Genomic DNA, 20,177 nt, shown 5'->3' on the forward strand with positions numbered 1-20,177 from the left:
TGCAAAGATAGTGCAAACGAGAACAATAAGAACTTGCTCTTTAATTGTCGAGTGCCGCCTAGCTTATGCAAAGTTAGTGCAATTGAATGAATAAAGAATAACTCCTCTTATTAATTATTCTAAATTTTAGATAGGCCCAATCAAGGGTTGGTGATTTTTTGTTTACTTTTGCATAAATAAATCATCTGTATGGCAAGCAAGCTCAATATACTATGGAATTTTATATCACATTATAAGTATTTTCTTGTGATTGTGATTTGTTCATTACTGATAGGAGTAGTGGGTGAGGATAGTGTATTAAAGCGAATCAGGCTTGAGTTGCAAATCGACGAATTGAAATCGGAGATTGAGAAGAATGAGGCCCGGCACGCGGCTGATTCCAAACAATTGCGGGAAATACGTCAGAATCCGAAGGCAATAGAGCGGATTGCCAGAGAAAGATACTTCATGAAAGCCGATGATGAGGATATTTTCGTCTTGAGTACGGACGAACAGCCGGTGGATGAAAGCCAAGAAAAGTAGTTTAGAAAAATATATATAATGAAAGAATTGACAAAGATACAGCGTTGGCTTTTCATAATAGGAGGCGCTTTGATGGTCTTAGGAGCAGGCTTGTATGTCTTTATGTGGAACCAGCCGATAGTTTGTTGGGTGTTCTTATTGGGCGCAGTTTTGTTTGCGTCGATGCAGATTGCCCAAGCTTACATGGGTAACTCGCTCGTCATTAAGCGCTTAAAGAATATCATGACATTGGCCGATCTGTTCTTTATTATCGCAGGCCTACTGATGGTCGATAATGCTTATGGATTGTTACGCCCTATGTTTCATGATATAACGAGTTATCTTACCTATGTATATAATAAGTGGGTTGTGTTATTATTGATAGCAGCTATCCTTGAAATTTATACGATGCATCGCATATCTTCCGAGCTGGAAAAGGAGTAAAAAACAGAATCCAAAAAAAACATAAAAGATAAGTCATATCAATTAAATACCATAAAAAAAGTTCCAAACATCGATAATACGTGTTACCTTTGCTTGAGAATGAATAAAACCCGTTTATGAATAAAGTTCTATACCTGTTCTTATCTCTAATTGCGTTCACTTCTTGTGTGAATTCATATAATATACAAGGCACATCAAATGTTTCAAATCTGGATGGAAGAAAGCTATATTTGAAGATATTGAAGAACAATGAGTTCAAAAGTCTTGACTCTTGTGATGTCGTTCATGGGCAGTTTCATTTCAGTGGAACGTACGATTCTGTACGAATGGCCAATATCTTTATGGATGACGAGAGCGTCATGCCTATCGTGATAGAAGACGGAGATATTGTCGTAAAATTAGATGATACACAACAAACTGTTAGTGGAACACCGTTAAATGATAAGCTTTTTAAGTTTGTAAGCAGGTATAATCAGCTCAAAAGTCAGGAAGCGGAATTAGTTCATAAGCATGATCAAGCTATCATGAATGGTAAGAATATGGACGTTGTCAATGTTCAGTTGAACAACGAGGCCAATAAACTTTCGGAGCAGGAAGACCAGTTGGTGACCAGTTTTGTTTGTGAAAACTTTGACAACGTGTTAGGTCCGGGTGTGTTCTTCATGGTAACCATCGGTTATCAATATCCGGAGCTGACCGCTTGGATAGAAGATATAATGAGTAAGGCTACCGAAACCTTTAAAAACGACCCTTACGTAAAGGATTATTATAAAAAGGCTCAGGAGAATGAGCAGATTATGAATGGTTTGAAGGAAGTACCGATGGCTTCTGCCCCAACAGCCCCAACAGCCCCTGCTCCCGCGGCAGCGCCCACCCCTAACGAGATGGCTCAGCCCGCGGCACCTGCTTCGGAACCGAAATAAACGTTTTAATTACATGAGATTATTAATAAAAGGTGGTACTATCGTTAATGAAAACCGCTCTTTTCATGCTGATCTCTTGATAGAGAACGGTCGTATCTTATCGATATTTGAGAATGTTCTTTGCCCCCGTGATGCCTATCATGAAGTGATAGATGTCACGGGATGTTTCGTTTTACCCGGTGTCATAGACGAGCATGTGCATTTTCGTGAGCCGGGAATGTCGGCCAAGGCCGACATCTATACGGAGAGCAGAGCGGCTGCGGCAGGCGGTGTAACCTCGTTTTTGGATATGCCCAATACGAATCCGCAGACCACGACACGTGAGGCTTTGGAGGCAAAATATCAGTTGGCGGCCGAGAAAAGTGTAGTTAACTATGGCTTCTTTTTAGGCGCTACCAACCTGAATGCAGACCGTTTTACGGATATACCCCGCCATTTGGTTCCCGGCATAAAGCTATTTATGGGCTCCAGTACGGGCAATATGTTGGTTGATAGGCGGGAATCGTTGGAGCAAGTCTTTAAGATTTGCCATGATTTAAGGCTGCCCCTCATGACCCATTGTGAGGATACGGCCATTATAAATAGGAATATGCGGGCGGCACAAGAGCAGTATGGGCCTGATCCTGCCATCTCTTTGCATCCTCGGATTCGTTCTACGGAGGCTTGTTATGCCTCGACAGCCTTGGCCGCGGAGTTGGCGAGGAAGTTTGACACGAGGCTCCATGTGGCCCATGTGACCACGGCTCAAGAGTTAGAATTTGCGGGAGAAAACGTTTCTTTAGAGGCATGTGTGCCTCATTTGGTGTTCTCCGAAGCTGATTATGAGACCAAAGGAGCGTTGATAAAATGTAATCCGGCGGTAAAGTCGGCCACTGATAGAGAAAGTCTCAGGCAGGCGTTGGCAGACGGACGGATATTCACAATAGCCACGGACCATGCTCCTCATCAATGGAGCGAGAAGCAGGGAGGGGCAAGTAAAGCCCTTTCGGGCATGCCAATGGTGCAGTTCTCCTTAGTATCCATGCTTCAATTGGTCAATGAAGGCGTATTAACGATTGAGCAGCTTGTTGCGTTGATGTGCCATCATCCGGCCTCTTTATTTCATATACAGCAGCGTGGATATATCCGAGAAGGCTATTGGGCAGATTTGGCTATCGTGGAACCAAGTCGCCCATGGGCGCTGACGAAGGATGTCATTTTGAGCAAATGTGGTTGGAGTCCGCTTGAGGGAAATTCCTTTGAGTGGAAAGTCAAGGCTACTCTTTGCAATGGGTCATTGGTCTATCGTGAGGGAGAAGTCGAGTCAAGTAATATTGGCAAGCAATTATATTTTGCTTAAAAAGGACAGTAAGTAAAGGCGCTTGGCGCTAAAGTGTAGTATTAGTGAGACTTTGTTCTTGATAGATGATTGCACGAATTATCATACCTTTGTTATTGGCAGTACTGTTGCCGCAAGTGTACGTGGACCTTCACTTCTTTAGGAGAAGGTTTCATCTACGTTGGTGGAAGCGAATTTTGGGTTGGCTTCCCACTGTAGCGGTGACCGGTTATTGTATATGGATGGCAACATTCCGCGACTTTGTTCCGGATAATATGATTTGGTTGGAAATCTTCTACATATTACTGACACTCGTTATTCTGCCTAAATTCCTTTTTGTAGTTTGCTCTTGTGCAGGTTGGTTATGGTGTATCATGAGCCGGACACATCGTAATTGGGGAAACATTATCGGTCCGTTTTTCTCGGTTTTGGGCATTGCTTTCTTTTGGTATGGTTTTACCCATGGTGAGTCGAAGCTCGTAGTGCGTCATGTTAATCTTACGGTGGATGGATTGCCAAAGTCTTTTGACGGATTCCGAATTACCCAGTTCTCCGATTTACATATAGGAACTTATAAGGGATGGCGCCGTAAGATTTTAACGAGAGATATTGACAGTATCAATGCCCAGCGGTCGGACATCATCGTGTTTACGGGTGATTTGCAAAATGTAAAGCCGCAAGAGTTAATCCATTTTCAAAAGGAATTATCATCCTTGCGTGCTCCTGATGGCGTCTTTTCTGTTTTGGGAAATCATGATTACAGCCTTTATCAAAAGGGAGAGGCTGAAAACGCGAAGCGAAATAATGAACGTTTGACATGCCGTTTGCAAGAGCAAGTGGGTTGGAAGTTGCTGACCGATGCGCATGCTACGGTTCGTCGGGGTGGTGACAGTATTGTAATCGTGGGAACACATAATGACGGTAAGCCTCCCTTACCCTCTAAAATCAATATAAAGAAAGCCATGTCTAGCATAGCCAAGGAAGCCTTTGTCATCATGCTTCAGCACGACCCATCGTCATGGGAACGTACTATTTTGCCCCATACCAATGCCTGTCTAACCTTGAGCGGTCACACCCATGCGGGGCAAGTAGAGCTGTTTGGGCTGCGACCCACCATGTTGACTTACAAGCAAGATTATGGTTTGTTTGAAAAGGAAGGACGTTTCCTCTATGTATCGGCAGGATTGGGTGGGGTAGTACCGATACGAATAGGTGCTGTTCCCGAAATAGTAGTGTTCACTCTTCATAGTAAATAGTTTATCATGAGAATTATCTATCGCGTCTATCAATTGTTGGTTTGCCTGCCAATTATCTTGTTGGCTTCTATTATAACTTCTTTGGTGACGGTCATCGGCTGCCTGCTTGGCAACGGACACTTTTGGGGTTATTACCCCGGAAAGTGCTGGGCGTGGCTTATTATCAAAGTGCTGTTGCTGCCGGTAAAGGTCGAGGGTCAGGAGAATCTGCAAAAAGGCCAGTCCTATGTCTTTGTGGCCAATCACCAAGGAGCCTTTGACATATTCCTGATTTACGGCTATCTGAATAGAAACTTTAAATGGATGATGAAGCACCAGTTGGGAAATATTCCATTGATAGGCATGGCTTGCCGTGCGGCCCATCATATATTTGTGGACAAGAGAGGCCCGAGCAAGATTCGACAGACTTATGTTAATGCGAGTCGTATCTTGAAAGAGGGCATGTCGTTAGTGGTTTTCCCCGAGGGGTCGCGTACGTTTACGGGGCACATGGGATTCTTTCGCCGGGGCGCTTTCATGCTGGCCGATGAGTTGCAGTTGCCCGTTGTCCCGCTGACAATCAACGGCTCGTTTGATGTAATGCCCCGCATGCGTGATTTGCGTTGGGCAATATGGCACCCCTTAAAGCTCACAATTCATCAGCCGATAATGCCTAAGGGAAAGGGACTTGAGTTTGAAAAGCAGACAATGGATGAGGCTTACCGGGCCGTGATGGATGGTTTGGTGCCGGAATATCAAGGTTATGTGGAAAATCCTGACCAATAATGTGAATTTTAAGGATAAGTTTCATCGCATGCACTAAAAAAGGATTACCTTTGTAAATATAAACAATAAAGCAATATGAGTCAGAGCGATAGTATCGTAATCATTCCTACTTATAACGAGAAGGAGAACATAGAGAAAATAGTACGGGCCGTATTTGGCTTGCAAAAGGCTTTTCATATATTGGTCATTGACGACGGTAGTCCTGATGGTACGGCAAAGATAGTGCATCATTTGATGGAGACTGAGTTCCAAGATAGGCTGTTCATTATAGAGCGTTCGGGTAAATTGGGCTTGGGTACGGCCTACATTACCGGTTTCAAGTGGGCGTTAAAACATGCTTATGAGTACGTTTTCGAGATGGACGCCGACTTCAGTCATGATCCTAATGACTTGCCCCGGCTTTATGAGGCGGTACATACGGAGGGCAATGATGTGGCTATCGGTTCTCGTTATGTGAGTGGTGTCAATGTCGTTAACTGGCCTATCGGACGCGTATTGATGAGTTATTTCGCCTCAAAGTATGTTCAGTGTGTTACCGGATTTAAGGTTCACGACACTACCGCGGGCTTTGTTTGCTATCGTCGGCGTGTCTTGGAGACGATACCACTTGACGAAGTACGATTCAAGGGCTATGGTTTTCAAATAGAAATGAAGTTTACCGCCTTTAAGATAGGCTTTAAAATAAAGGAAGTTCCCGTGATTTTCGTGAATCGACGTGAGGGTACCAGCAAGATGAGCGGTGGTATTTTTGGCGAGGCTTTCTTTGGAGTGATGCGTCTAAGGCTCGATGGTTGGATTCGTAAGTACCCTGCAATGCCCCAGTAACTCATGAAAATCAATAACATTTTAGCTAACTTTGAAAAGGCTCCACAGGGTGGGGCCCTTTTGCATTTGTTGAAAGATAAGTCCCAACGCAACATTTTTTTGCAAGGACTTGTTGGCTCGGCCACTTCTGTTTTCTTTGCGTCATTGTCAAAGAAGGCTTCTCGTACATTCTTGTTTGTGCTTAATGACGCTGACGAAGCAGGCTACTTGTATCATGACTTGGTGCAAATGATCGGCCAAGAGCAGGCCTTTTTCTTTCCCTCTTCTTATCGACGGGCCGTGAAGTACGGTCAAAAGGACGCCGCGAATGAGATTTTGCGTACGGAAGTATTGAGCGCGTTGACTGCCGATAAGGGCGAAAAGGGGCGTTCAACCTTTATCGTGACCCACCCGGAAGCCCTTTCCGAGCTGGTCGTATCTAAAAAAGTGATCGACGAGCGTCGCCTTTCCTTGGCTTGTGGGGCCCAAGTAAATGTAACGGAAATAGTCCATTCATTGCGTGATTATGGCTTCGCAGAGGTTGATTACGTGTACGAACCGGGGCAATTCGCATTGCGTGGAAGCATTCTCGACGTATATTCTTATTCCTGCGAATACCCTTATCGAATAGATTTTTTCGGCGATGAGATTGATACCATTCGCACGTTTGAGGTGCAGGACCAATTATCGAAGGATATTAAAAAGTCGATAGAGATAGTGCCGGAGTTAGCCTCTTTGGGCACTGAAAAGATAAGTTTTTTAAGTTTCTTGCCCGAAATGGCTGTGCTTGTCATGAAAGATTTTTCTTTTGTTCATGACGTTATTCAGCGAATTTATCAGGAAGGCTTTTCGTCACAAGCCCTTACCGACCAATTGGCAAACGCCACGGAAATGGAGCAGCAGGAAATAATCAGCTCCATGCAGAAGGAAAAGTCGCTTTGTACGGCAGCCCAATTCGTGCACGATATGGCCGGTTTTCAACGTATAACATTGGGCTCTTCCAATTCCGAAGAAGCGTCTTCCACTATTTCTTTTGATATTTCGCAGCAGCCATTGTTCCATAAGAATTTCGATTTATTGGCACAAACGCTGGAGAACTATCAGTTGCGGGGCTATCAACTGTTTGTTTTGGCTGATAGCGAGAAGCAGCAACAGCGATTGAAAGACATATTTGAGAGCGATGCGCTGAAGAAATATGCCATACGTTTTGAACCCATAGATAAAACGCTTCATGAGGGTTTTGTCGACAATGTGGCTAAGATTTGCTATTTCACTGACCATCAGATATTTGACCGATTCCATAAATACAGTTTGAAATCGGATGGGGCTCGGGCCGGAAAGATGGCCATCACGATGAAAGAGTTGCAGGAAATGGAGCCCGGGGATTATCTTGTGCACGTTGATTTTGGTATCGGTAAGTTCGGCGGTTTGGTCCGTGTGCCGTTACCTACGCCGTCGGGTGCCGTCGGCGAGCAAGGCTATCAGGAAATGATACGCATTATTTACCAGAACAATGATAAGGTTGACGTTTCTATTCACTCGCTTTATAAGATAAGTAAATACCGCAGGCAGGACACGGGAGAGCCGCCACGGCTGTCTACTTTGGGTACCGGCGCGTGGGATCGCTTGAAAGAAAAGACCAAGAAGCGTATCAAGGACATCGCACGCGACCTCATCAAACTTTACGCGCTGCGGCGTCATGAGAAGGGATTTGCCTTCAGTGCCGATTCCTATATGCAGCATGAATTGGAGGCAAGTTTTCTTTATGAGGACACGCCCGACCAAAACAAGGCCACGCAAGATGTCAAGGCTGACATGGAAAGTAAGCGGCCCATGGACCGACTTGTCTGTGGTGACGTGGGATTTGGTAAGACAGAGGTGGCTGTACGTGCGGCCTTTAAGGCAGCCGCCGATAGCAAGCAGGTGGCTGTGTTGGTGCCGACAACGGTATTGGCTTTCCAACATTATCAGACTTTCCGTGACCGTTTGAAGCATCTTCCCGTGCGGGTTGATTATCTCTCAAGGGCCCGTTCGGCCAAAGATACCAAGGTGGTGTTGAGTGATTTGGAGGCTGGTCGTATCGATATTATTATCGGTACGCACAAGCTGATCAGCAAGTCGGTAAAGTGGCATGACTTGGGTTTGTTGATTATTGATGAGGAACAGAAGTTTGGCGTGAGCACTAAGGAGAAGCTCCGGAAGCTAAAGACAAATGTAGATACGCTTACGATGTCGGCCACACCTATTCCTCGAACCCTTCAATTCTCGTTGATGGGCGCCCGGGACATGAGCATAATACGGACGCCGCCTCCCAATCGCCATCCTATCCATACGGAATTGGCGACTTATGGGCACGAGGTGATAGCCGACGCCATTAACTTTGAAATGAGTCGAAACGGGCAGGTTTATTTTATAAATGACCGCATCAGCAATCTCCCGGAGATAGCTGGACTTATCAAGAAGCACGTGCCCGATTGCCGTATAGCCATCGGTCATGGGCAGATGAAGCCGGAGGAACTCGAGAAGATAGTAGTAGGTTTCATGAATTACGATTACGATGTACTGCTATCTACTTCGATTGTAGAGAATGGTATTGATATAAGTAACGCCAATACCATTATTATCAACGACGCGCATCGTTTCGGCTTGTCCGATCTTCATCAAATGCGTGGTCGGGTAGGACGTAGCAATCGTAAGGCATTCTGTTATCTGTTGTCTCCCCCTAAAAGTGTGCTTACGCCCGAGGCCCGCCGCCGTTTGGAGGCGCTTGAGACTTTCTCCGAGCTTGGCAGTGGCTTTAATTTGGCCATGCAGGACTTGGATATACGTGGCGCAGGAAATCTGCTGGGGGCTGAACAGAGTGGCTTCATGGAGGACTTAGGCTATGAAACGTATCAAAAAATATTGAATCAGGCCGTTACAGAGCTGAAGAATGAGGAGTTCCATGATGTTTATGCCGAGGAAATAGCTGCCGGCAATGATATTTCAGGCGGGGAGTTTGTGGAGGATTGTGCCATTGAAAGTGATTTGGAAATGTATTTTCCCGATACTTATGTGCCCGGAAGCAGTGAGCGCATGTTGTTGTATCGTGAGCTTGATAATATCAATGACGATGGTGAGCTCGAAGCCTATAGGCAGAGACTGATAGACCGTTTTGGTCCTATTCCTCATGCGGGAGAGGAACTTATGCAGGTAGTCCTCCTTCGCCGATTGGGAAAAGGCTTGGGATGTGAGAAGATTATGCTTCGTGGCAGTCAGCTTAATCTACAGTTTGTAAGCAATCCTTTAAGTGCTTATTACAAGAGTAAGAGCTTTGATCGCATTCTTAATTTTATAGCAAGTCACCCTCGTCGTTGCGATCTTAAAGAGATAAAAGGGCGTAGGCTCATGCACATAAAGGATATATTTTCGGTGGAGGAGGCTGTCCGGTTGTTGAAAGAAATCCAAAGTTCATGAGGTTTGAGGATGCGGGAATTACAGTTCAACGACTGTAATTCCTGCTCCACCGAACTGAACGTGCTCATCCCGATAGTGGGTTACATTGGGAACGCTGCCAAGATATTGACGAATCAGTTGGCGTAAGATACCATTACCTTTGCCGTGAAGTATTCTTACTTGCTGCATGCCCACAAGAATGGCGTCGTCAATAAAGTATTGTACGGCATTCAAGGCTTCGTCGCCTCGCATTCCTCTTACGTCCAAGTCTTGTCGGAAGTTATTCTTATGTGCGTCAATCGTGTCGCGTGTGGTGCGGCTCACTTGGTAAGTTTGCAGGCCGACATGAGTATTGGAGCTATTTTCTTCCACGGAAACGGAGTCTACTATTTCCAAACGTTCGGTCTTCATTTTGGTCCGCATGTCGCCAAAAATAACATTAGCCATGCGTCCGTCCGTACTTTCGACCTTGCCTATGCTTTTCAGTCCTTTTATTCTTACGGTGTCGCCGGCCTGAATTGTTCTGTTGTTCGCTTGATTTTCAGCCCGTTGTCCTAAGCTCGTACGGATGGCTTCCGCGGCCTTAGCCTCTTGTTGGGTCTTCTCCTTTTTCCTCTTTTCGCTTCGCTCACGCCGCTGTTTGATTTGTTCTATTTTCTTTGCTATCTTTTCGTCAGTGGCATTTTGCAGTGCGTTGTCCTTAAAATCATTCAGCTCTTGGCGAATTTTACGAGTTTCTTCTTTGGCTGCTTGGTGCTCACGAATCTCTCGGATAGCGTTTTCTATCTTCTTATTGCTTTCCTTAAAGAGTTCTTCCGTTTGTTCCTTCGCTTTGCGGATAACCTCTTTGCGGCTTTTTTCCAACGTTTCTATTTCGGCTTCATAGTTGGCGATAGTCCTTTCCAAGTCTTTTTCTCGTTGGTGAATGCTCTGCCGTTTGTTCTCCCAATAGCGCTTATCACGCACAATGTCTTGCAGATACTTGTCACTTTGAATGTAGTCACTGCCCACGATTTCAGCTGCCTCATTGATGACTTCTTCGGGCAATCCTATCTTTCGGGCAATCTCAATGGCAAAGCTGCTGCCCGGGCGACCTATCGCCAATTGGAATAGGGGACGCATTTCGTGGCGGTCATAGAGCATGGCTCCATTGGCTACTCCCTCATGGCTATCGGCAAAATGTTTGAGATTCTGATAGTGAGTGGTAATCACGCCGAACGCATGTTTCTTACAAAACTGACCCAATACGCTCTCAGCGATGGCGCCACCAATCTGTGGTTCAGTGCCGGTACCGAACTCGTCGATGAGAATAAGGGTCTGATCATTGGCACTTTTCATCATGTTTTTCATGTTGAGCAAATGGCTGGAGTAAGTACTCAAGTCGTTTTCCAAACTCTGCTCATCGCCTATGTCAATCATGATATTGTGGAAAATACCGGTTTGCGACCTGTCACCAACGGGAATGCTTATACCCATTTGGAGCATATATTGCAGCAAGCCGACAGTCTTCAGGCACACGGATTTGCCGCCGGCGTTAGGTCCTGATATGATAAGGATATGTTTTTCTCGGCTAAGAGTGATGTCGAGAGGTACGACCTCCTTGGTCTTTGCCAAGATAGGATGGCACGCCCTTATCCAATCTATATGAGGATTCGCCGTTACATTTGGCTCAAAGGCTTGCATGTTAATGGCCACATTGGCTTTGGCTTGGATGAAATCGATTTGCGATAACAAGGCATACGACTGTAGCATGTCTTGCGCTTCGGGCCGTATTTTGTTGGTGATGTCTGTCAGAATCTTGATGATTTCGTGGCGTTCATCACTCTCTAACTCCCTAATCTTGTTGTTAGCTTCCACTACTTCCGTAGGCTCTATGAAGACTGTACGCCCCGAAGCGCTCTCATCATGAACGATACCTTGTATCTTACGCTTTAGCCCCGGAGCAACGGGAATGACAAGTCGACCATCACGTAGCGTGGGGGTAACGTCTTTATCGACCAGCCCTTCGCTTTGGGCCGTTCGTAGAATGCTGTATAAGGTGCGGGAGATACTGCCTTCCATACGGGCCAACTCTCTTCGGATGTCTCGCAAAGTAGGGGTTGCGGTATCTCTTATGTGACCAAACTTATCGAGTATTTGGTCAATGCGTTGTACGATATTGGGGTAAGTATTGACCTCTTCCGCCAATTTAGCCAATGTGGGGTATTCGGTCTGTTCGTCTTCTGTGGCAGGCACCAAGAAACGTTTGATGCGATGTATCGTATCAAGTGAACGGCGCAAGTCGAAGAGTTCGGTTTCTTCTAAATGGGTATTGATAATCCTGACCCTTTTCAACGCTTCCCTTACATCATGAAAATTATCTAAAGGGAAGTCTTCTTGTTGGGCTATGATTCGGCGAAATTCTCTGATTTCAGCCAAGCGGATGTTGATAACATCTGCTTCGGTAAGAAAGGTAAGGTTGTCTACCAGCTCTTTTCCAAGTGCTGACAGACAACGTTCTTTTATCATTTTGCGGATCTCGTAGAATCCGATTTTAGTCTCAAAATTTTGTGGGTATATCATTTTGTTTCAGTCACTTCATTCACCAAATAGGCGATGTTTAAATAGGGTATGCCCGAGTTGCTCTCTAAACCAATCTCACATGTGCGGCTGTTAGAGTAGCCCACTTCTATATGTTCTTTCTCAATTTGAGGGCGTAACTTGCGCAATGCGTATTTATTGCTTTCGGGATGGGTAAATCCTTTGTCGCCCGCGAAAGCGCAACAGCCTATGCCATCGGGGATAAGAACTTGATCTGAGCAGAGCCGGCCCAACTCAATCATTTGCTCGGTAAGTCCCATTTCACGAGTGGAGCAGGTGATATGGAGGGCTATTTTCTTATGGGTGGGGTGGAAAATAAGCCTATCTTTCAAATAAGTCATGATGAACTCAACCGGCTCGTACAGCTTTAGTCGTGTGAAAACTTTGCGCATACGGTGCAAGCATGGGCTTTGGTCGCATAATATGGGGTAGCGTCCTTCTTCACTGGCTTCCCATAGTGCCGCTTCCAATTCTGCGCTTTTGCGGTCAGCAATATCCATCATGCCTTTGCTTTCCCATATTTGTCCACAACACATGTGCTGCATCCCGTGTGGGAAAATTACCTCATAACCGGCTTTGTTCATCAGGCTGACCATTTCATCGACCACCGTATGTTTAACCGGAGCTCCCTTGGCTAAGCCCATGGTCTGATTGATACAACTCGGGAAGTAGACCACTTTAAGCTCACTACCTAAGCGCTCGGTTTGGTTCTTGGGATGTATAGGCTGGCGGGTGGGGCAGGGCATGGCAACGGTCCATAGCGGCATACCGGCCTTATGGAGTTGTTCGGTGAGTGCGGTCATGGCCGTATTGCCCAAAATGTTATGTCCCAAATGAGCCAAACCGAGCACTCCGCGTAATCCGCTCTTGATTCCGGCCATGTGGTTGGCCCCCAATTCACCTGCTTGATAGCCCAAGCGGTTATTGAGCATGTTGATTTGGCGGATAAGATGAGTAAGGTCGCCGGTGTTGATTTTCATCGGGCAGCTTGTCGCACACAGTCCATCCGAGGCACAAGTCTGATCACCTTGGTATTTGTATTGCTCCCGTAATTTGTTCAGACGCTCAGGATTCTCTCCCGAAAGTTCAAGTCTGGCTATTTCCCTTTGTACGGCTATGCGCATGCGGGATGACAAAGTATGGCCACAAGAGACACAGTTGACTTCGCAAAATCCGCACTCTATACATTTGTTGGCCTTTTTCACACCTTCTATCATGGCTTGCGTGGATGATACATTCCGCTCTAACTTCAGGTGATGTCCGCCATCAGGAATGCTATCATAGGGGAAGTTCAGTTCAGGAAGTGGTTTGAGATTCTTGGTAAAACATGCCGGATCATCGTTGAAAATAACACCTTGGTTGAGTAATCCCTCAGGGTCGAAAATGTTTTTCAACTCTTTCATGATGGCAAAAGCTTCTTCGCCCCATTCGTATTCCACGAAAGGAGCCATGTTCCTACCCGTACCGTGTTCGGCTTTGAGTGAACCGTTAAATTCCTCAACAACCAATTTGGTCACGGCTTGCATCATGTTTTCATAGCGTTTTATCTCTTCTTCATTTTCAAAACTTTGATTAATGATGAAATGATAGTTGCCCTCAAAGGCGTGACCATAAATGCAAGCGTCCTCGTAACCATACTCTGCTATGAGTTTTTGGAGCTTCACCGTGGCTTGGGGTAGGTCTTCGATATGGAACGCGATGTCTTCTATGAGGCAGGAAGTGCCTATAGGTCGGGTGCCACCAACCGAGGGGAAGATTCCCGAGCGGATAGCCCAGTATTGGCCATAGATATTAGGATCTTCTGTGAACACTGCGGGGTGATAGAGTTCAAAGCCATTCAAAACATTGTATATGGCTTGAATGTTGGCCCCCAATGCCTCATGAGTCGTGGCCTTGGTTTCGGTCAGTACGGCTGTCAGACCGCGGTAGTTACCCGGCTGTATGCCGGCGATACGGCCTTCGTCCACGTCTTTTTTATATTGAAGAAATACTGGATCATCTACTGCGCTCAATGATTTGTAGTCAAGCATTTCGGCACTTTTCACCATGAGATTCTCCGCGCTGACTTCCAAATCATGGCTGTCCGAAATGAGTTTCTTTAGTTTTACGACGGCCTCACAGCTTTCGTGCATCGATTTAAAGTAAACCATGGCAGAGGCTTTGTAAGGATAATCGGTGAGCGTTTGCATCGTTACTTCCGAAAGAAAAGCCAATGTGCCTTCAGAACCAACGATGGAGTGGGCTATGATGTCAAACGGATCATCGTAAGCAACCAAAGGACGGAGGTTCAAGCCCGTTACGTTTTTAATACTATATTTGTAGCGGATGCGGTCAGACAAGGCTTGGTTGCCCCTGACCTTGTCACGCAGTTGTTCTATTTTTTTGATAAAATCGGGATGCGAAAGTCTGAAAGCTGCTTTGCTTTCCTCGCTCCCCGTATCTAAAATAGTGCCGTCGGTAAGGATGAGGCGTGCGCTTATAAGCATTCGGTCGCTATTGGCGTGCACGCCACAGTTCATGCCCGATGCGTTATTATTGACGATTCCACCCACCATGGCGCTCCCAACAGAAGCCGGATCGGGCGGAAAAACTTTACCAAGAGGTTTAAGAATGTTGTTGACTTTGCCACCGACAATGCCCGATTGCAGCCTTATTTTCTTTCCATTTTCCAATATCTCGTACTCTTCCCAATTCTTTCCGGCGACAATAAGCACGGAATCGCTCAAACTTTGACCCGATAGGGAAGTGCCGGCAGCCCGGAAAGTATAAGGTAATTTGTGTTTGGCACAAGTCTGTATAATCTTTGCGACTTGGTTCTCACCATTCGGTCGTATGACAATCTTGGGGATGAGTCGATAAAAACTGGCGTCGGTTCCCCAGCCAAAGGTTCGTAGTTCGTCGGTGTAGATTTGTTTTTTGTCCACGAAAAGTTGGACATCTTTTAAGAATAGATCATAGCGTAACGCTTCCATAGGATTCCCTTCAAATAGTTCATAAACTATTGCAAAAGTACAGATTATTTTCCATACACTTATCATTTCACGTGAGCTAAATACGTATTTTCCATAGTCTTTGTTGCATGTGTTTGGGATATATGTTATCTTTGTCGTGCAAATCGTTAAAAAGATGAAAATAATTAAGACCGATATAGAGGGAGTTGTCATCATTGAACCGCGTTTGTTCACCGATGATAGGGGGTATTTTTTTGAGTCCTATTCCCAACGTGATTTCGATAAAGAGGTGCGGACCATCCATTTTTGTCAGGACAATGAGAGCCGATCCTCGTATGGTGTGCTGCGTGGGCTTCATTTTCAGCGGCCACCTTATGCCCAAAGTAAGTTGGTGCGGGTCATCCGTGGCGCCGTGCTCGACGTGGCGGTAGACATTCGTAGGGGTTCACCAACCTATGGAAAGTGGGTGAGTTGTGAGATGACCGAGGACAATCATCGTCAGTTTTTCATCCCTCGTGGCTTTGCCCATGGCTTTTCTGTCTTGAGCGAAACGGCTGTTTTCCAGTATAAATGTGACAATTTTTATCATCCTGAAGCCGAAGGTGCCATTGCCTTTGACGACCCTGATTTGGCCATAAATTGGCAAATCCCTTCTGATAAGATTATTTTATCGGAGAAAGATCGTCACCACGTTTGCCTCAAAGACTTCGATAGCCCCTTTGATTTTGGCAAATGTTATGAGTGAAAGTTGGTGAGCTATTAGTAAAAACGATTCATCCGGTATTCAGAGTAGCGTGACTCTTGAATACCGGATGAATCGTTTGAAGCCGCAAAAGCATAGCTATTGGCTTCTGAAAGCATAGCTTTAGGCAGCTCAAAGAGCAGCTTTTGCGTGGTTAAAGGATAGCCTCTTTAATCGTATCTACAATATAATGTATGTCATCATCACTGACATACGGACCTGCGGGCAGGCACATGCCTACTTTGAAGATAGCTTCCGAAACGCCATTTACATAAGCAGGAGCGTTTTGGTAAACCGGTTGTTTGTGCATAGGTTTCCATACCGGGCGGGCTTCTATCTTTCTATCGAGCATATATACTCGGAGAGCCTCTACGTTACTTTATAAACCCCTCCCGAGAGAGGAAAACAAAATAGAGCAAAAGGAAAACAAACGAGGGATTTAGGCTAATATTGAGGGTGCATAAACATTGTGAAAAGGGTGTCGTTTATCATCTAGTTTCCGTTGGTTTCCCCATAACCGTTCCTATTTTGTTTCTTTTGCCATTTTTCGAGCTATTTCAGGTACCTCTGATAATCATCTCAAAAAAGATGCATCCTGGAGCATCACCAGAAGCGGTCAAAATATTACCTTTCAAAAACTGGCTCATGATTTTTACAATGGTGGCAATTTCAAAAGTAATTTTTCAAAAGGGCTGAATTTTAAGCATTTGTATTCATAAAAAGTGTAGTCAACGAATGTGTATTATATTCATATTCAGACTGTTATAAACGCATTAAGTACTGTTTGTTCCGTGACAGCAAAAAGAACAAAATATTACGGAGACTGGTTTGGGGTAATAAATATTTCGATAAAACCAATATCATTTATGACGGCTTACAAGAGCGAACGAAAACAGTCTGCGTAATAAAATACAACGGCATTTTCTGATAAAAACAAGAGTCAATTTGCGCCTATACGGATTATGGCGAAAGTAACGTTAGGAATAGCTACAGATCGGCTATGGACGGAGTTGATTTCAGGATGGATTTCCATGCTAATTCAGATAGAAGATAGAGCTGGTCAATGGGTAAAGATTGTACAGAAATTCGTGTGTACATTGTGTAATGCTATTGGTTGTTACTTGGCATCGATAAATACCCGAAATTGCCACTTTTTCGCAAAACCGTGTATCGTTTGTTACCCGGGGCATTAAAAATCGTACTTTTGATAGCCTAAATTTTGCTTGAAAATGGTCTATGAACACTTCCTTCACCGAGGGTAAAATGGCACACGCGCGCGTGCGCACGAGATTATAATATGTGTACCAGGCATTTTGTTCGGTTTGTATAGCACATCAGCTAGATTTTAATCAAAAGGTATAAATAACATGGGTATATTATACCATATTCCAAATTTTATTATTACCTTTGCACAGTCAAAATTCAATTCTTATGAGCACAATTGTAGAATTCATAAACGACGAACAGCTAAAGGTTGTTACCAAGAGAGGCGAAGAACTTATTGGTTACCTTCGAGTGGTTCCTGCTAAAACCGACGAAGATAAGTCAAAAGTCATTGATGTCGTACGCAATGCCTTTGAGTCAACAGACACCTGTACAGAAGCAATGAACTTTGTTTCTGTATGTGCCGTTGATCGATTGTTAATGGGTATGATATTTGATTTCGTCGTCACTCCAATAGAAGCCCAACGCAGACGAATCGGCAAAAGACTTCGTGAACTTAGGGAAGCTAAAGGAATGTCTGCACGTGAACTTGCATTCATGACACGCATAGATCCGTCCAACTTCTCGAAGATAGAACAAGGCAAACATGCAGTAGGCGTTGATACTCTCAATAAGATAGCCTATTATCTTGATGCAGACGTTCAGATCAATTTCAAGGAGCCTAGAAACGAAAAGCCATCATCGATGCGAATATATGATGCAATGTGATGCCAAACCAACAACCAATGAAAGAACGACAGACCATGGACAGAAGTTATAAAGAGCAACTCGGTGAACACGTTGAAAGCATATTCAAGTCCTACACTACGCCAGGACTACACATCTGTGACATTGCAACAGGTGGCGGCAAATCATATACCATAGGTAAACTCACATGTCAATATTACCCGAAATATTTTGACAGGATAATCATACTGTGTGTCCAGACCAAACTGGTCCAAGGAATGAACAGTGAAATAGAAAAGTTCCTGTATAAAGAAGATTCCTTAATTAGACCAGATGAGAAGATGGTCATTGAGAAATAATTCGGATGTCATAGCAAATGCTGTACGCAATAACCATTTTACCGAGTTTCTTGATAAAGTCTATTATGTTATAGGCGAACAGAAAAGTCAAGGCTATAATGTCAAGGAGCTTCAGTACGGCTATGGTCGGACAAAGAAGATATATGATGGTCTGGCAGGACTAATCAAGACGCAAGACAGCGCAAATACCAAAAGCGACTATCTCAATAGTGAAATTGAGAAAGGCGAAGCTGCATTGCGTAATAGTGTCCGATCATTCTTTGATACTTATAAAAGGCATCTAGAACGAACCAAGCAAAAGAAACAGATTAAGGTAAAAGATATACTCCACCAGTTCCTGCATTATCGAAAGTATATCCTCAGGTCGAATATAATGACAAGAAGGTGCTCCTTATGACCGTACACAAAGCCATGTACGGGATTGCCCCTATTCTCTCCGAGAAGATACGTCTTGCAGATTTTTCTGATAAAAAGAAGAGGACTCTCATACTATTTGACGAGTCAGATCAAGCCGCTACAGCAATTCGTAGTACAATCATAGACCAAGCAATTGAAAGTTCTGGCGGAGCCAGACGATTCGCCAAAGGATATAATGGGTATTTGCAGTATCGTTCTCTGATAGAAAATCCCGAGCACGTATCAACAAACTATTATGGCAACGAATTGGAAGATAGTCTCCGCTCTGCAAAGAACAAGACACAAACCAGATGGGAAAATGAGATTGGAAAGATAGAGCCATATAAAAACATATTCCTTGAAAACATAGAAGACTTGGAAACCTATCGTAGAGGAGTGTTCTTTTCCGGTCCGACCTTCAAACTGAATATTTCATCCCAATCAAAAGACAAGAGCGAGTCTTTTATCTGTCACAAGAAAGGCGACCGACATCTACGCCTTGTCCACAGCGATAACGAAGACGTTTTGTAGAATCAATACGACGTCGTTGTTTCGATGAGTAAGTTCCTTTCTTTGGTAGTAACCAATACCACAACCATAAAGTCGCACCTTCGCAAGGTTATCACTGATGCCTTGCAGAAGAGCCGTGACCGATTTGAGCAGGCTGAGAACGATATTAGAGAAAACAAGGAAGTCAAGAACATCTATCTTGGCTGGCCTACCCTAGAACGAGAGATCCACACTTTGTTTTCTCGTTTTGAGACCACGTCTGAATATCAGTTTGAGCAGCAGATTAATGAATTTATTACAAATCGAAAGAATATTTCTGTCAGGCATAACGGTGAAGACATCAAACTTCCCGACTTCTCTGTCTATTCACAGGGTGTGCAGCTGTTTCAAGAAGAAATAGATGAACGAGACAATCAGCATCGTGTTCGTCTTTCATGCCGTGAGATACAGAATACCCCAGAAAAAATCTTCATTGACCTTGTCAATTCAGGTTCTTCTTCTGTGGTGCTATGTTCAGCAACAGCTTCTAGCGGCTCTATTGTCAGCAATCGCGATATAAGATATATCAAACAGGTACTTGGCAATAAGGTTTATACACTCTCGGAGGAGCAGATGAACATATTTGATAATTTGTCGGATGCAACCTATCCGGAAAATCATAAAGTAGAAATCCTTCCAATCAAATATCAGCAGCTTGAAGCTTCAAGTGTCACACAGCTTACCCTACCTGATGTCTATAAAGAAATGTTTTCAGAAAAGGCAATGCAGGATGGTCTGGTGGAAAGATGGTTCAAGTTCACCAGAAAATCTCTGGAGAATTCTGTCAAGGACATGAAGGATTTGTCGTTCCAAATGTACCGCCTATTACAGTTCATTGAGACATACCATAACTTTATTAAGCACGAGGATATTCACAGCATGTTGTTCTTCCAGAATAGGACGGGTGACAAAGATAGTCAGCAATATAATATTCTCGCATGTCTTATCGATGGATCATACGAAGAACCATTTGAAGATGAGCTACCCACAGATTGGCGAAATGAACATTTACACTTCTCCAAAGATATGGAAGAAGTAGAGGAAGGCATACTAAAGAAATTGCAGGAGGACAAGAATGCCAAGATCATGCTCGTATCCGCATATGGAAGTTTTAAGGCTGGTGCGAATCTACAATATGTAATTCCCAAAGACTTGGAAAACTGCATATCTGGTGACTATTGGGATAACGGAAAGGAACAGAAAAGGACTGGGATGCCATTTTCCTACAGTCGCCAACCAACTATCTTACAATGAACGAGGATGG

General features: G+C 44.4%; 15 protein-coding genes and 1 pseudogene. 13 read left to right on the forward strand and 3 right to left on the reverse strand.

Annotation, left to right across the window (positions count from 1 at the left end; translation table 11 throughout):
- Nucleotides 1-189 precede the first annotated feature (189 nt).
- From VIR50_RS04680 to mfd, 8 genes are all read left to right on the forward strand, one after another.
- The gene (locus VIR50_RS04680) at nucleotides 190-522 is read left to right on the forward strand and encodes an FtsB family cell division protein (protein WP_331933976.1); all 333 of its coding nucleotides are present in this window, start codon (nucleotides 190-192) and stop codon (nucleotides 520-522) included.
- 18 nt (nucleotides 523-540) lie between these two features.
- The gene (locus tag VIR50_RS04685) at nucleotides 541-945 is read left to right on the forward strand and encodes a hypothetical protein (RefSeq protein ID WP_331933977.1); all 405 of its coding nucleotides are present in this window, start codon (nucleotides 541-543) and stop codon (nucleotides 943-945) included.
- Nucleotides 946-1,061: 116 nt separating this feature from the next.
- Nucleotides 1,062-1,868 carry a DUF4369 domain-containing protein gene (locus VIR50_RS04690; protein ID WP_331933978.1) on the forward strand — a complete coding sequence of 269 codons (807 nt, stop codon included), beginning with the start codon at nucleotides 1,062-1,064 and terminating at the stop codon, nucleotides 1,866-1,868.
- Between the two features lie 13 nt (nucleotides 1,869-1,881).
- Entirely contained in the window at nucleotides 1,882-3,207 is a 1,326-nt protein-coding gene (locus tag VIR50_RS04695; RefSeq protein ID WP_331933979.1) for a dihydroorotase, read from the forward strand.
- Between the two features lie 65 nt (nucleotides 3,208-3,272).
- On the forward strand, nucleotides 3,273-4,442 hold the full coding sequence (locus VIR50_RS04700) for a metallophosphoesterase (RefSeq protein ID WP_331933980.1): 1,170 nt from the start codon (nucleotides 3,273-3,275) through the stop codon (nucleotides 4,440-4,442).
- A 6-nt stretch (nucleotides 4,443-4,448) separates the two neighbouring features.
- The gene (locus VIR50_RS04705; RefSeq protein ID WP_331933981.1) at nucleotides 4,449-5,207 is read left to right on the forward strand and encodes a lysophospholipid acyltransferase family protein; all 759 of its coding nucleotides are present in this window, start codon (nucleotides 4,449-4,451) and stop codon (nucleotides 5,205-5,207) included.
- Between the two features lie 75 nt (nucleotides 5,208-5,282).
- Nucleotides 5,283-6,032 (forward strand): polyprenol monophosphomannose synthase, encoded by a 750-nt coding sequence (locus VIR50_RS04710; RefSeq protein WP_331933982.1) that lies wholly within the window; start codon nucleotides 5,283-5,285, stop codon nucleotides 6,030-6,032.
- A gap of 3 nt (nucleotides 6,033-6,035) precedes the next feature.
- Nucleotides 6,036-9,467 carry a transcription-repair coupling factor gene (gene mfd, locus VIR50_RS04715; RefSeq protein ID WP_331933983.1) on the forward strand — a complete coding sequence of 1,144 codons (3,432 nt, stop codon included), beginning with the start codon at nucleotides 6,036-6,038 and terminating at the stop codon, nucleotides 9,465-9,467.
- A gap of 18 nt (nucleotides 9,468-9,485) precedes the next feature.
- Here the strand turns inward: mfd and VIR50_RS04720 are convergent, their stop codons facing one another.
- Entirely contained in the window at nucleotides 9,486-12,008 is a 2,523-nt protein-coding gene (locus VIR50_RS04720; protein WP_331933984.1) for an endonuclease MutS2, read from the reverse strand.
- Nucleotides 12,005-14,998 carry an FAD-binding and (Fe-S)-binding domain-containing protein gene (locus VIR50_RS04725; protein ID WP_331933985.1) on the reverse strand — a complete coding sequence of 998 codons (2,994 nt, stop codon included), beginning with the start codon at nucleotides 14,996-14,998 and terminating at the stop codon, nucleotides 12,005-12,007. The genes VIR50_RS04720 and VIR50_RS04725 overlap by 4 nt, the downstream gene beginning before the upstream one ends.
- A gap of 154 nt (nucleotides 14,999-15,152) precedes the next feature.
- Between VIR50_RS04725 and rfbC the strand changes: the two genes are divergently transcribed.
- Nucleotides 15,153-15,722 (forward strand): dTDP-4-dehydrorhamnose 3,5-epimerase, encoded by a 570-nt coding sequence (gene rfbC, locus VIR50_RS04730; protein WP_331933986.1) that lies wholly within the window; start codon nucleotides 15,153-15,155, stop codon nucleotides 15,720-15,722.
- 151 nt (nucleotides 15,723-15,873) lie between these two features.
- Here rfbC and VIR50_RS04735 read toward each other — a convergent pair.
- Nucleotides 15,874-16,095, reverse strand: a pseudogene (locus VIR50_RS04735) (DegT/DnrJ/EryC1/StrS family aminotransferase); the annotation flags it as partial.
- Nucleotides 16,096-17,150: 1,055 nt separating this feature from the next.
- On the opposite strand from VIR50_RS04735, the gene VIR50_RS04740 reads away from it, so the two are divergent.
- From VIR50_RS04740 to VIR50_RS04755, 4 genes are all read left to right on the forward strand, one after another.
- A complete protein-coding gene (locus VIR50_RS04740) occupies nucleotides 17,151-17,651 on the forward strand; it encodes a helix-turn-helix domain-containing protein (protein WP_331933987.1) in 501 nt (166 codons plus the stop codon).
- Between the two features lie 17 nt (nucleotides 17,652-17,668).
- Nucleotides 17,669-17,968 carry a DEAD/DEAH box helicase family protein gene (locus VIR50_RS04745; RefSeq protein ID WP_331933988.1) on the forward strand — a complete coding sequence of 100 codons (300 nt, stop codon included), beginning with the start codon at nucleotides 17,669-17,671 and terminating at the stop codon, nucleotides 17,966-17,968.
- Between the two features lie 393 nt (nucleotides 17,969-18,361).
- Nucleotides 18,362-18,895: a hypothetical protein gene (locus VIR50_RS04750; protein WP_331933989.1), complete on the forward strand. Its 534-nt coding sequence runs from the start codon at nucleotides 18,362-18,364 to the stop codon at nucleotides 18,893-18,895.
- 24 nt (nucleotides 18,896-18,919) lie between these two features.
- Nucleotides 18,920-20,167 carry a hypothetical protein gene (locus VIR50_RS04755; RefSeq protein WP_331933990.1) on the forward strand — a complete coding sequence of 416 codons (1,248 nt, stop codon included), beginning with the start codon at nucleotides 18,920-18,922 and terminating at the stop codon, nucleotides 20,165-20,167.
- Nucleotides 20,168-20,177 lie beyond the last annotated feature (10 nt).

Source organism: Prevotella sp. (genome assembly GCF_036570325.1).
Taxonomy (GTDB): Bacteria; Bacteroidota; Bacteroidia; order Bacteroidales; family Bacteroidaceae; genus Prevotella.

Coding starts and splice junctions, on each gene's coding strand:
- mfd (WP_331933983.1), top strand. CDS start 6,036: ATGAAAATCAATAACATTTTAGCTAACTTTGAAAAGGCTCCACAGGGT.
- VIR50_RS04705 (WP_331933981.1), top strand. CDS start 4,449: ATGAGAATTATCTATCGCGTCTATCAATTGTTGGTTTGCCTGCCAATT.
- VIR50_RS04685 (WP_331933977.1), top strand. CDS start 541: ATGAAAGAATTGACAAAGATACAGCGTTGGCTTTTCATAATAGGAGGC.
- VIR50_RS04725 (WP_331933985.1), bottom strand. CDS start 14,998: ATGGAAGCGTTACGCTATGATCTATTCTTAAAAGATGTCCAACTTTTC.
- VIR50_RS04680 (WP_331933976.1), top strand. CDS start 190: ATGGCAAGCAAGCTCAATATACTATGGAATTTTATATCACATTATAAG.
- VIR50_RS04710 (WP_331933982.1), top strand. CDS start 5,283: ATGAGTCAGAGCGATAGTATCGTAATCATTCCTACTTATAACGAGAAG.
- VIR50_RS04695 (WP_331933979.1), top strand. CDS start 1,882: ATGAGATTATTAATAAAAGGTGGTACTATCGTTAATGAAAACCGCTCT.
- VIR50_RS04745 (WP_331933988.1), top strand. CDS start 17,669: ATGAAAGAACGACAGACCATGGACAGAAGTTATAAAGAGCAACTCGGT.
- VIR50_RS04700 (WP_331933980.1), top strand. CDS start 3,273: ATGATTGCACGAATTATCATACCTTTGTTATTGGCAGTACTGTTGCCG.
- VIR50_RS04740 (WP_331933987.1), top strand. CDS start 17,151: ATGAGCACAATTGTAGAATTCATAAACGACGAACAGCTAAAGGTTGTT.
- VIR50_RS04750 (WP_331933989.1), top strand. CDS start 18,362: ATGACCGTACACAAAGCCATGTACGGGATTGCCCCTATTCTCTCCGAG.
- VIR50_RS04720 (WP_331933984.1), bottom strand. CDS start 12,008: ATGATATACCCACAAAATTTTGAGACTAAAATCGGATTCTACGAGATC.
- VIR50_RS04755 (WP_331933990.1), top strand. CDS start 18,920: ATGAGTAAGTTCCTTTCTTTGGTAGTAACCAATACCACAACCATAAAG.
- rfbC (WP_331933986.1), top strand. CDS start 15,153: ATGAAAATAATTAAGACCGATATAGAGGGAGTTGTCATCATTGAACCG.
- VIR50_RS04690 (WP_331933978.1), top strand. CDS start 1,062: ATGAATAAAGTTCTATACCTGTTCTTATCTCTAATTGCGTTCACTTCT.